The organism is Brevibacillus sp. 1238, assembly GCF_029892995.1.
Taxonomy (GTDB): Bacteria; Bacillota; Bacilli; order Brevibacillales; family Brevibacillaceae; genus Brevibacillus; species Brevibacillus parabrevis.
The window spans coordinates 113,363-125,889 of the sequence record NZ_JARXWC010000006.1; the positions used below are offsets into that span (position 1 = coordinate 113,363).

The window sequence follows — 12,527 nt, forward strand, 5'->3', positions numbered from 1 at the left end:
GAACGACAGATGAGGAATGTGCTGGAAGTGGAAGATTTGCATGTCTCCTTCCGAGCTTATGGCGGGGAAATCCAGGCGGTTCGCGGCGTGAGCTTCGCCGTGCGGCCAGGCGAGACACTGGCGATTGTCGGGGAGAGCGGCTGCGGCAAAAGTGTGACGGCGCGGGCGATTTTGGGCATGGTGAAAGCGCCGCGGGGCCGCGTGAAGAAAGGGAGCGTGCGTTTGCAGGGCAGAGAGCTGTCCTGTCTCGGGAAAAAAGAGCTGCAACAAGTGCGCGGAGCACAAATCGGCATGATTTTTCAAGACCCGATGACTTCGCTGAATCCGACGATGAAGATCGGGACGCAAATCGCGGAAGTGCTGATCAAGCATCAAAAGCTGGCCAAAAAGCAGGCGCGCGAAAAGGCGATCGAGCTGCTGGCGGCGGTCGGCATCCCGGAGCCTGCCCGACGGTACGAGCAGTATCCTCACGAATGCAGCGGAGGGATGAGACAGCGGATCGTGATCGCCATAGCCTTGGCCTGCGACCCTGAGCTGATCATTGCGGATGAGCCGACGACCGCTCTGGACGTGACGATCCAGGCGCAGATTTTGGCTCTGCTGAACGATTTGCAGCGCACAAAAGGCACGTCGATCATCATGATCACGCACGACTTGGGCGTAGTGGCGGAAGTGGCCGATCAGATGGCGGTCATGTACGCCGGGATCATCGTCGAGCAAGGGCCAGTAGAGGAAATATTCGACAACCCGCAGCATCCGTACACAAAAGGGCTGCTGCAATCGGTGCCGCGCCTGGATCAGCCGAGCGAGGAACGGCTCATTCCGATCCAGGGCGCACCGCCCGATCTGTTTGCGCCGCCTGCGGGCTGCCCGTTTGCCGCCAGATGCGATCACGCGATGGAAGTGTGCGCGCAGTACATGCCGAAAAGCACGGCGTTTTCAGCGCAGCATCAGGCCAAATGCTGGCTGCACGATCGGCGTGCGCACCGCGTGGAGGAACTGGTGAGTGCAGGGAGGGAGCAGCATGTCTGACATATTGGTACAGGTAAACGAACTGCGCAAATATTATTCGATCGGCAACGGCAGACAGGTCAAGTCCGTAGACGACATCTCGTTTTCGATCCGCAAAGGGGAGACGCTCGGACTGGTCGGCGAGAGCGGCAGCGGCAAGTCGACGCTCGGCCGGACCATAGTCGGCCTGTACCCGCCGACGAGCGGCTCGGTCAGCTTTGCGGGAACCGATCTGGCTACGGCACGCGGCAGGCAAAAGCGCGAGATCAATCGCCAGATGCAGCTCATTTTTCAAGACCCGCAATCTTCGCTCAATCCGCGCTTGCGAGTAGGCGAGATCATCGCGGAAGGAATCGAGGCCCACGGCTTGGCAAAAGGCCGCGAGAAAGCGGAGCGGGTGCACCAGTTGCTGGAAAAAGTCGGCTTGCACCCGGACCATGCGAAGCGGTATCCGCACGAATTTAGCGGCGGACAGCGGCAGCGGATCGGAATTGCCCGGGCGCTCGCTGTGCAGCCCAGCTTCATCGTGGCGGATGAGCCGATTTCCGCCCTGGACGTCTCGATTCAGGCGCAAGTGGTGAATTTGCTGGCCGATTTGCAAGCGGAAAGCCAACTGACGTATTTGTTCATCGCCCACGATCTGGCTATGGTCAAATACATCAGCGACCGGATCGGCGTGATGTATTTGGGCCGCATGATGGAGCTGGCTGAAAGCGATGACCTTTTTGCCAAGCCGCTGCATCCGTATACGCAAGTGCTGCTGTCTACAATGCCGGTATCTCATCCGAAGCATCGTGCAGAACGCGAACGCATTGTCATCGGCGAACCGCCAAGCCCGATCAATCCGCCAACAGGCTGCCCGTTTCAGACGAGATGCCCGCAGGCTATGGGCATTTGCAAACAAATCGCGCCAACCTGGAGGGAGGTGGAGGCCAAGCACTGGGTAGCCTGCTTTTTATACGAGTAATTGAGAGAGAAACATACGGAGGAAAGAGACATGAAAAAGAAACTACTTACCGCTGCTGCTTTGCTGATGCTGGTTGTTCCAGGGTTGGCCGCGTGCAGTAAGGACACGCCAGCAGCTTCGGATACAAAGACAGGCCAAACGACTACGCAAGCGGCCGCCATCAAGCAAGAAGTGACCGCCAACCTCAAAGGAGAGCCGTACACGCTCGACCCGGCGTTCGCTTCCGACTCGACTTCGTACTGGGTGATCGACCATCTGTACGAAGGGCTGTATCGCTATAACGACAAGGGAGAACTGGTGGAAGGCGCAGCCGAAAAAATCGAGATTTCCCCGGACGGAAAGACGTACACTTTTCACATTCGCAAAGGCTTGAAATGGTCCAACGGCGATGCGTTGACCGCCAAAGATTTCGAATTTGCCTGGAAGCGGGTACTGGACCCGCAAACAGCGGCATATGAGCCTTCTGCCCTGTACTACATCGAAGGCGCCGAGGAGTACAACACAGGAAAAGGCCCGCTGGACAAGGTGAAAATCTCGACGCCGGATGAATATACGCTCGTCGTCGGCCTGAAAAATCCGGCAAGTTTCTTCCCGAAAGTGGCGATTGGCCGCCCGTACTTGCCTGTGAACCCGAAAGTCGTGCAAGCGGACAAAAACTGGGCAGGAGAAGCGAAAAGCATCGTGACAAACGGCGCATACAAAGTTGGCGCCTGGGAGCACAACAACGAACTGACGCTGGCGAAAAACGACCAGTATTGGGAAAAAGATGCCGTGACGATGGAAACCGTGCATTTTAAAATGGTCAACGATGCCACGACCGCTTATCAAATGTACAAGACAGGCAAGCTTGATCTGATCGATACGTTGCCAACCGATGTGATCGAACAGGAAAAAGGCAAGGATGAGTACAAGGCAGTCGCTGACTTTGGCGTGTATACATACACGTTCAACACTTCCGCAGAGCCGTTCAACAACGCGAAAATCAGACGGGCATTCACAATGGCAATTGACCGCGAGGCGATCACCAATAACATCACCAAAGGCGATCAGAAAGCGGCCTACGGCTACGTCGCTTACGGCGTGACCACGCCATCCGGCAAAGACTTCCGCGATGAAGTAGCGCCTTATTACAGCAACGATCCAGCCGAAGCGAAAAAGCTGCTGGAAGAAGGCATGAAGGAGCAAGGCTGGTCGACGCTCCCTGCCGTTACGTTGAAATACAGCACAGGAGAGACGCATAAAAAAGTAGCAGAAGCTCTGCAAGAAATGTTCCGCAAAAACCTGGGCGTAGAAATCAAGCTGGAGCACCAGGAGTGGAAGACTTACATCGATACGTACAAACAAATGAACTTCCAAATCGCGCGCATGGGCTGGACCGGATCGTATCTGGACCCGCTGGCTGTGCTGGAACTGTACACAAGCAAAAGCTCCAGCAACTTCACCAAATGGGAAAATGCGAAGTACGACCAGCTGATCGAACAGGCGAGAGTGGAACAGGATCAGGAAAAACGCAACAAACTTTTGCATGAAGCAGAAGATGTATTGATGGCAGAATTGCCGATCATTCCGGTCTACTTCTATACACAAAACTACTTGAACAGCAAAAAAATCGAAGGAATCCAGTACAGCGTGACGCGGGAGCCAGATTTCCGCCAGGCGAAAAAGGTAGCCGAATAAATCGTGCCCGCTGGCCCGGGACACGCAAGAAAACAAGGGGAGCCTCTCAAGTCAGGGAGGCTCCTTTTTCCTATGGAACAGACAAGCAGAGATAAGGCAATGTTGTGAAATAGTGTTTTCCTCCTAGTAGAATGAGGGTAATATATAGGTAGATAGAACCGTGTGCGAGAAAGCAATGGATCGTAGAGGGCGTGAGGAGAACGAGTGATGATGGATACGTGTTTCAAATGCGGAAGCAAAATGAATCCGAACGAATATAGCTGTCACGTCTGTGGTCAAAACGAAATGGAAGACTATCGGATGATTCGCAATTACGTGCGGAGTTATCCCAATTCGAATGCGATGCAAATTGCCAACGCGACGGGCATCTCCGTCTCGAAAATATTGCGCTACATCAAAAATGGCTCCCTGACCGTCGTGGACAATCAGTCGCGCAGAGGACGGCGTTTTGACTGAACCGGAGATGGACGAAAAGCCCGCACGCGGCAACATGCGTAAAAGCATGTGAGCGTGCGGGCTTTATTGTGCTGAAAGCAAATGGTGTCCAGCAGCTTGTAAGAGCATGCCAGTAAGTATCTCATATGAATGTCAATCGTGCTTGCCTCCACATGCCCTCGGAAATGGGCTGTTTTTTATTTTGCTCAGGTTACATACGGTATAATTTCATGTGGTTTAAGATGACTTTTAGTTACTTTTAGGGGTATTTGCTTGAAAAGGATGTCATTTGTGTTTAATTAACAAAGTTTAAGGTTTATAATTAGGAGGAGGGAATAATTTACACTCATATAATGGAATATTTTAGATAATTCAGGGGTGATTACATGAAATTAAAAGCAAATGAAGTATTTATTCCGGGTGCTTTCCCTAAATATACGTATATTTCTCGGCAATCGTCCGAATTTGATATTTCCTATGAATTTCGATTAAACCAATCTTTAAACACAGTTGGCTTTCTTACCTCAATTGTCGGTCCTTCGAAGACGGGTAAAACCGTATTGTGTGAAAAAGTAATAGGTATTGATAAAATGAAGGATTTTTCAGGAAGTGATTTCAAGGAATCCGAAGACTTTTGGGTAACAATTGCAAAAAGAGTTGGATTGCCACTTGAGAGTGACCAAACTGAGCAAAGGACGATACAAGGACAGGGGATCGCTGGTACTAGAGAGGGTGTAGCATCTTCAATAACAGAAAAGTATCATTCAAATAAAGAAAAAGTCATTCAATATTTTCTCGAAAATGATTGGGTGCTGGTTTTAGATGATTTTCATTACGCTTCCCCAAATATGCAAATGGAAATAGCTTATCAGCTAAAAGACGCCATACGCAAATATTTCAAGACAGTGGTCATTTCCTTGCCGCATCGATCTGATGACGCGATTAGAAAAAACTCAGATTTGAGCGGTAGATTGAATTTGATTAATATTGAACCTTGGAATACGAAGGAATTGCGAGAAATCGCCGTAACTGGATTTGGTAAACTTGGGCTAAATATAAATTCTACTTTAGCGAATAACATGGCTCAGGAAAGTTTGTCTTCACCACAGCTCATGCAATCCATTTGCCTAAATCTCTCCCTGTTACTTGATATAGACAACAAAGATAACCCCAAACTCGATTCATCCATGCTGAAAAAAGCATATGAGATGACTTCTTTGAACCTTCTTTCTTACAGAGAAGTTGCTAGAAAGCTCAAAAATGGCCCCAATCCGAGAGGACAAAAGCGGAAAACGTACACCATTAACAGTGGTAATCAAGTTGATATTTACGAATTGCTTTTAAAGGCATTAAGTGTTGATCCGCCGAAGGTAAGTCTTTTTATCGATGAAATGAAAAGAAGAATGGATGCATTGGTAAGTGATACAGATAAACCGGATCGATTAAAAATCAAAACGACAATTGGTCAAGTACAGTCAATCATGCAAACCAGTGAACCAATGTATCAAGTATTTGAATATAAAGACGACGAGGTTTATATACTAGAGCCTCTTTTCCTTTTCTATTTGCGCTGGGGAAGGCTTAACTGAACGTAGCAAGCACAGGTTTATTCAAGAGGGGGATCATCTTGACTAAGTTAATTCAAAGTAAAGCTGATGCCATTAGAGCAATACAAGAGCTGATAGACGAAGGGCGGAAATTAACTCTGGAGGAACAATTTTCTTCTTGGAAAACGACCACCGCCAGAGGTTTAGAACGCTTATTTTCTGATCAGACAATCGGACAGTCTTTTGCAATAAGCGTCTTTGGGTCAATGAAGAGGGATTCCCATCTACTTGGAGTATCTTATCTTGAAAGCTTGATTCGTGATATAAATAAAGGTTTATTCGAACCTAATGGAACCCGAGATGAAATTGACGTGGAGCATTTTCACATCATTATTCGGAGAATCCTTGCCAATTTTTATAAGCATATTCAGGAAATGTATCAAAAGCCTGTGCATGGCAGAGGGACATTGACAAAAGCGGACTTACAGAAGATTGTTCTCGGGAATGAGTACGATGTGCAACGTATGCTTTATTCATTAATCCGCCCGATTTTCCCTGATGCAAGAGTTGAAATCTACGGGGATGGTGGATATAAAAGTTATCGCTATGATATTTTTTTTGATGCATACGAAACGGTTATCGAAGTCAAATGCTCCCGGCCATCGATGCAAGAACGTGAGCTAACCGAGCAAATCGGATCGGATGCTTTTCATTATCAAGAAAAGTACATTTACTTCTTTATTTACGATAAGCATGGAGTAATAGCAAATGTCGATGCTTTCTGCAACACATATAGGAAATCGCTGGATACACACGAAAAGCAAATCGAAACGGTTGTTATCCAGCCCATTACTATTTAAAAAGATCCTCCAGCGTGTTTACGCACTCTTTCGCAGTACAAAGACGGTGTGTGGACAAATTAAAAAGAGGCCAGAGCTGTGCACGCAGCTTGGCCTCAGTACATGAAGACGGTCGTTTCCGAAAGGTTCGGTTCAATAGGTTGCAGCAAATGACTGCCCGTGCTCTGCATGCATAAGGGTGGTCATTTTTTGTGTAATCAAGATTCAGACTTGATTGTGCCAGTGTAATGATGACAGTGCTGGCTACAGCCACCGCAGTCCTTTCGGATAATGATTTTTCAACTGCCCCTCGGACTGTTTGCCCCAGCCGAGCGAAAAGCCGTCGACGGTGACAAGTGTCCAGCCGTTTGCTCCGTCTCTTGCGAGGGCTTCGCCTTTCAAATAGCGCACGACTTGCGGATCGTCCGAAGCGTAGGAGGCTACGCGGGCTGCCTGTGCGGGTGTGCTGGCGAGCGCGAGCGCATGGGCTGGCTCCAGCCGATTTTTTTTCACGGTGCCGAGGTGGAGTCCGACGCGTGCGACCTTCAGCTTGTCCCAATCAAAGCCAGGCAGCGGCGAGTAGTAAAGCTGTTCGCCAAACAAAAGAAATGCGGACTCGTCCGCAAACTCGGCGAGAAGCTCGGGCATCGCTTCCTCGGCAAAAGCGCGCCAGGCCAAGAGCGCTTCCTTGCGTCCGGCGGGAGCGGCTTTGGCTTTTGCCGCGCGTTTGTCCTTGCGCTTTTCTGGTAGCTCGCTGGAGTCGGCATCGCGGCTTTTTTGCAGCTTGGCGAGGTAATGACCTTCCCCTTGCAAAAGGTGCGGCCACAAGCGCGCTGTCTTGCCGAGCGGCTCGCAGCGAGGATTGGCCCAGTCGGGTTGCCCCGGTGCAAACCATCCTGGCTCAGGCAGCTCCACGACCGTAAATTCCGGGTGACGGGTCAGGAAATCGACGAGAGACTGCTCATTTTCCAGCGGCGCGAACGTGCACGTCGAGTAGACCAGTGTTCCCCCGGGCTTGAGCATAGCACTGGCAGCGTCGAGAATGTCTTGCTGCATGAGGTGGCATTCTGTCACTTTGTCGGGCGACCAGTCTTCGATGGCTTCCGGCAGCTTGCGGAACATGCCTTCGCCCGAGCACGGTGCGTCCACGAGAATTTTGTCGAAAAACTGCGGGAAGCGCTCTTGCAATTTTTCCGGTGTCTCGTTGGTCACAACCGCATTTTTGACGCCGCAGCGCTCCAGGTTTTCCGCCAAAGCCTTGACGCGAACCGGATGGATTTCGTTGGCAACGAGCAAGCCCTGACCGTTCAGGCCCGCAGCGAGCTGCGTCGACTTGCCTCCCGGAGCGGCGCACAGGTCGAGAATGCGTTCCCCTGGCTGGGCGTCCAGCGCTTCGACCGCAGACATCGCGCTTGGCTCTTGCAAGTAATACAACCCAGCGGCGTGATACGGATGTTTTCCGGGACGCTCCTGGTCTTGGTAGCGAAACCCGTTCACACACCAGGGTATCGGCTCCAAAGCAAAAGGCGAGCGGGACAGAAACTGCTCGCGCGCGACTTTGAGCGGATTGACCCGCAATCCGTGCGTAACAGGTTGGTCGTAGGATGCGAGGAACGCTGCGAACTCCTGGTTCAGCAGGCTTTTCATACGTTCTGTGAAGAGTCCGGGTAGATTTTGTGTCATAAATGCCTCCGTTGTCAGATTTTGGCCGCAAGTAAAAGGAAAAGCTAGAATCATGGCGAATCATAGAAAATGAGGTGAGAGCTTTTATGAAGGGATCCCGTGCAGAACGCTACCGCTCCCGGCGGAGGAACGACTCGGAAGTCAGCCGGTTTTGGATCATGGGGTTGCTTTTCTCACTGCTGGTGCTCGCTTTTGAATTCTTCATCGAAATTCCCGCCGATGCAGATTGGCTTGTGGATATGGAGATGGCTTTGTTTTCGGCCAGCTTTACTTTGCTCGCCTTTTACCTGCTCGGGCTTACCTTTGCCTTTTCCCGCCATCAAAAGGCAGGGAAGATCAATCACCAGATCATCATCTATGTATGGTTGGGGGCGATCTTGTTTCACCTGTTCCTGCTCATCAGCAACTTGTCCAATCAGCATGTGTACAAGGCAGGGATCATTCTATTTTTAGGGCCTTTGTTTTTGACTGTCTACCATTTTATCACGTACTTGTCCGCTTTGCGCGAGGAGCGTGAGGAGCAGGAGGCAGCTACGGCTGCTTCGCTGGAGCGCACGGCCTACCAGATGATTTTGGAGGGCGGCAAAGTGTACAGCGAAATCAGCCGGTTAAAAACAGAATATCCAGAAGTGGATCAGATGCTTCGAGCCAACGATTTTCACGATAGATTGGAGCGCTATGCCCTGGAAATGCAACAGTATTTGCAGGTCAAGCAATTTGAGCGCAAAGACGTGGAGTTGTTGGAGGGACATTACTATTTCTTGGAGAATTTGCTGAGTCTCGCCAAGCAGCACCCCGGGATCATCGAATCCCGCGCGTATTCTCGGCGAAAAGACATGTAAAGCGAAAAAGGAGAGGGAAAGCGGATGTTTTGGAAAAAGGACAAAGGACTTGCGGAAAAAGAAACAGCAGCAGCGGCAGCAGTGACAACCGTGACAAAAGAGAGCGCAGCACACCAGGCAGACACGTGGAAAAAGGAACTTCGCGGGTTATACGAGCAGATGGGCGCCATCATTTCGCAGCACAATGAAGTAAATGCCCAGCATGATGGGCTTGCCCGTCTGGCGACACAAATGAAAAACGTCGTAGAAAAAATTCAGGCCATCAACGAAAAAGACGATGAATCCGCCAACCAGCTCTCCATTCGTGGCGAGCGGTTGACGGCTATCTGCAAAGAGTCCGTAGAGCGTTCCGATGCGGGCAAAAAGGCGATGACAGAAGTCGTAGATGTCATGAGCCAGCTGGAAAAGGAATCGACGAACACATCCCGCTCCATGAGCCGTCTCGAAGAACGTTCTTCGGAAATTACCAGCATCGTCAAAGTGATCAGCGACATCGCCAACCAGACGAATTTGCTCGCGCTCAACGCAGCCATCGAGGCGGCGCGTGCGGGTGAACAAGGCCGCGGCTTTGCCGTAGTAGCGGATGAGGTGCGCAAGCTGGCGGAAATGACGGCCAATTCGACCAAGACGATCGCTGATTTGATCGGCAAAATCCAGGAAGAGACGAAGGAAGCGCTCGCCAACAGCGAGAAGAGCGGCAACGCGATCAAAAGCGGACTGTCCATCAGCAAGGAAGCATCGGAGAAAATGGAGGGCATCGCGCGTGCTTTCCACGAAGTCAACGGCGAAGTGGCAGGCGTGATGCAGATCATCCAGCAGCAAAAACGCTTTGCCGATGAGGTTTCCGGCCAGGTCAATGAAGCGCGGGACTTGCTGGACGGCTTGAACGACGATTTGATCGGGCACGTCAAAGAAGCGGGTGTGGTCGATCATCTTTTGCAGGCAAGTTTGAAGGAACTCAAAAAAGTATTGTCCTAATTCATTTTTTTAGAAACGAAAAGTCCCTCACCACAGTCTTTAAAGGTGAGGGATTTTTTTTATGGAAAAAAACACCTGGCAGTGTACGCCGAGCCGATCCAGCTTGGCAGCCATTCGTGATAGGCGGATATGGTTGGGCGCTGGCTTGCGGGAATAGGGTAAGCGCCAGTCGGAACTTGATCGAGTTGCTCAGGACGGCTGTTGTTGAGTCTGTGTGACGCGACATCGTGGGAGTCCTTTCGCGTTAGATGGTATCATTTTCAAGCTGATACAAGAAATGTTTGATTCGCAAGTATGAAATGGAGGAGTTTTTTTCAAACAGGAGGATGAGATGGTTAAAAAATTGAGCTTCTTGACTCTATTGATGGTGACGATTGCCGTATCTTCGTTTCTTTACGGTTCGGCTACGGCGCAGTTTTGGCAAAAGCCTGCTGAAAAAGCAACAACGAGCAAAGTAAATGGCGGTACTCTTTCCACGCGGGAGTTTGTCTTCGGCGAGGGCGAAGTGTATTGGAGCCAGCAGATCACGGGCAAGCAAGATAAGCAGCCGCACGTGATTACCGTTCCGATCCAGGGCAACAGCCAGAACATGCTGTTTCGCTATCGAGCCTACACGGAGGATAAACAGCCATATTGGCAATCCGTTTCGCTCGATCAGGTAAAAGAGCTGCCATTGGCTGCCGGATTCGTGGAAACAGAAGGGCGGTATATTTGGCTGGGAATGCCGACAGTATATGCCCACTTAGGCCAGGGCACGATCCAGGAACATATCGAGCTTGCCCTGCCAGTTGAAGTCAAACAGAAGGCAAAAGGGGTCGAGCTGGAAATCAAGCTGCCGATCAGGGCGGGGTATACAAGCGAGATGTGGGCGCTTGACTCCAGGGAACCGCTCGTGCCGTGGGGCGAGAAACATTATGACAAAATTTGGCTCGCACTCGATGTTTCGCAAAATGCGAAATGGTTGCAGGACGGCTATTACTATAAAAGTCCGTCCACCTATGTACCGACTTCGGATACTTCTTATTGGCGGATTCCAGAAAATTATGTATTGCGCTCCTTTTTGTACACGGGCGGTGCCAGAGCGGGAGAAAACATGGCATACGTCATGTTGAAGGCGAGCATGCTGCAGCAGGAGCCGGAGGGAGATTGGAAGACGCTGCCTCTTTCCCAATGGCTGAGCGACGATTACGGGATTCCCGAAGGCTTTTTTGACACGCGGTTTAACACAGGGGCAGCCGAATTGATGCTGCGGGGCTGCCAGAAATACAACGAAGAACAATTTTGCCAGGCGGCGCAAAAATATAGCGCGTATTTCCATAAATACGCGGCTGAACATCATTATTCCGCAGCAGGCGTAACGGAAGGCTGGCTCGTGGCCGATTATGCCCATCCGGCCAAGCCTGGCATTCAGACACATGTGTCGCTCAACCATCAGCTGGCGGAAATCAATTACTTGTACAGCAGCTACCAGCAATTCGGCAATCCGACAGACAAAGATTTGGCTGATGTCATGCTGACAGGGGTCATTAACCTGGGAAGCAAATGGATTCTTCCCAACGGCGACTTGCACTATGCCTACTTCCCGAACGGAACTTTCGGAAGGAGGGACTATCCGACTTTGACTTACAACGACTTGGTAGAAACCCAGCGCTTGTATCAACAGCTTCATGGCATGGAGGAACCAACCATCGCTCAGCTGATCGCGAGCAAGCAAGTATGGATGCAAAAAAACAACATCGCGTATTCCCAGTAAGACACGGCAAAAAAAGGCTGTAGGAGAGTTAGCTCCCGCAGCCTTTTGCTATGGAATCCTGCCTATTGCTTCTGAAGGGCAAACAAAGTCAGAAAACTGACAGCTTCTCGCAGCTCCACGCTCAAGCGCCCGACGATATCCGGAGTAATGCCTTCCTTGTACACAGGCTCCTCCGCAAGCAGCACAAAGCCGTTTTCGGCCGCAAGCTGCTTGGCTTCCCACGGCATCATCGTATTTTGAATCGTATTTTCTTCGTACAGCCGCCGATAGCTATGGGCGCGCGGGCCTGCTGTCGGGCCTAAAATACCGAGGATGAGAATCCCGCCTGGAGCGAGGACGCGATGCAGCTCCAGCAAAGCTTGCAAGGGAGCGGGCGCAAATTCGACGACATTGATGGACATGACTGCTGCAAACGTGCCGTCTGCAAAGGGAAGCTTGCTGATATCTGCTGTCTGGAAGCGGACATTTTCCGGGAAAGCGGTTTGCCTGCTTTGGGCGAGACGAATCATTTCCCCGGCAATGTCGACCCCTTGGACCTGATATCCGTACTCGGCCAGCTTGCAGCTTGCGTAGCCATCTCCGCAGCCTGCATCCAGAATCGGCCCTTGTTCTGCCGACACATGTCGCTGTAAAAACGGGAGAATCGTGCTGCGGCTTCCTTTTTCCCACATCTGCTCGCTTCTTTTGTGCCAGTCGGCGGCAAACTCATCCCATTGTCTGGCAGCTTCTTTGCTCCATTGACCTGACAACTCTTCCACCTCCTAATGAAAGTGTGAACTGGCTTTATTGTACCAA

11 protein-coding genes are annotated in these 12,527 nt (G+C 50.9%); 9 read left to right on the forward strand and 2 right to left on the reverse strand.

The window, feature by feature from the left end:
• The first annotated feature begins 9 nt into the window (after window positions 1–9).
• The 6 genes from M2298_RS15830 to M2298_RS15855 all read left to right on the forward strand — a co-directional run bounded on the left by M2298_RS15830 (window position 10) and on the right by M2298_RS15855 (window position 6,497).
• Window positions 10–1,032 (forward strand): ABC transporter ATP-binding protein, encoded by a 1,023-nt coding sequence (locus tag M2298_RS15830; protein WP_242774842.1) that lies wholly within the window; start codon window positions 10–12, stop codon window positions 1,030–1,032.
• The gene (locus M2298_RS15835) at window positions 1,025–1,978 is read left to right on the forward strand and encodes an ABC transporter ATP-binding protein (protein WP_173596820.1); all 954 of its coding nucleotides are present in this window, start codon (window positions 1,025–1,027) and stop codon (window positions 1,976–1,978) included. Before M2298_RS15830 ends, M2298_RS15835 begins: the two co-directional genes overlap by 8 nt.
• 30 nt (window positions 1,979–2,008) lie before the next feature.
• A complete protein-coding gene (locus M2298_RS15840) occupies window positions 2,009–3,655 on the forward strand; it encodes a peptide ABC transporter substrate-binding protein (RefSeq protein ID WP_173596821.1) in 1,647 nt (548 codons plus the stop codon).
• A gap of 207 nt (window positions 3,656–3,862) precedes the next feature.
• The gene (locus M2298_RS15845; protein WP_217365125.1) at window positions 3,863–4,111 is read left to right on the forward strand and encodes a hypothetical protein; all 249 of its coding nucleotides are present in this window, start codon (window positions 3,863–3,865) and stop codon (window positions 4,109–4,111) included.
• Between the two features lie 365 nt (window positions 4,112–4,476).
• Complete coding sequence (locus M2298_RS15850; protein ID WP_280648715.1) at window positions 4,477–5,679, forward strand: ATP-binding protein; 1,203 nt, start codon at window positions 4,477–4,479, stop codon at window positions 5,677–5,679.
• Window positions 5,680–5,717: 38 nt separating this feature from the next.
• Window positions 5,718–6,497: a PD-(D/E)XK nuclease domain-containing protein gene (locus M2298_RS15855; protein WP_242774845.1), complete on the forward strand. Its 780-nt coding sequence runs from the start codon at window positions 5,718–5,720 to the stop codon at window positions 6,495–6,497.
• Window positions 6,498–6,740: 243 nt separating this feature from the next.
• On the opposite strand, the gene M2298_RS15860 is transcribed toward M2298_RS15855, so the two are convergent.
• A complete protein-coding gene (locus M2298_RS15860) occupies window positions 6,741–8,159 on the reverse strand; it encodes an RsmF rRNA methyltransferase first C-terminal domain-containing protein (protein WP_280648716.1) in 1,419 nt (472 codons plus the stop codon).
• Window positions 8,160–8,245: 86 nt separating this feature from the next.
• Here M2298_RS15860 and M2298_RS15865 point away from each other — a divergent pair, with 86 nt between their 5' ends.
• The 3 genes from M2298_RS15865 (at window position 8,246) to M2298_RS15875 (ending at window position 11,732) form a co-directional block, all read left to right on the forward strand.
• Window positions 8,246–9,001 carry a hypothetical protein gene (locus M2298_RS15865; protein ID WP_173596825.1) on the forward strand — a complete coding sequence of 252 codons (756 nt, stop codon included), beginning with the start codon at window positions 8,246–8,248 and terminating at the stop codon, window positions 8,999–9,001.
• Between the two features lie 24 nt (window positions 9,002–9,025).
• Window positions 9,026–9,979 carry a methyl-accepting chemotaxis protein gene (locus M2298_RS15870; RefSeq protein WP_122963876.1) on the forward strand — a complete coding sequence of 318 codons (954 nt, stop codon included), beginning with the start codon at window positions 9,026–9,028 and terminating at the stop codon, window positions 9,977–9,979.
• Between the two features lie 331 nt (window positions 9,980–10,310).
• The gene (locus tag M2298_RS15875) at window positions 10,311–11,732 is read left to right on the forward strand and encodes a hypothetical protein (RefSeq protein WP_122963877.1); all 1,422 of its coding nucleotides are present in this window, start codon (window positions 10,311–10,313) and stop codon (window positions 11,730–11,732) included.
• Between the two features lie 62 nt (window positions 11,733–11,794).
• On the opposite strand, the gene M2298_RS15880 is transcribed toward M2298_RS15875, so the two are convergent.
• A complete protein-coding gene (locus M2298_RS15880; RefSeq protein ID WP_280648717.1) occupies window positions 11,795–12,481 on the reverse strand; it encodes a class I SAM-dependent methyltransferase in 687 nt (228 codons plus the stop codon).
• Window positions 12,482–12,527 lie beyond the last annotated feature (46 nt).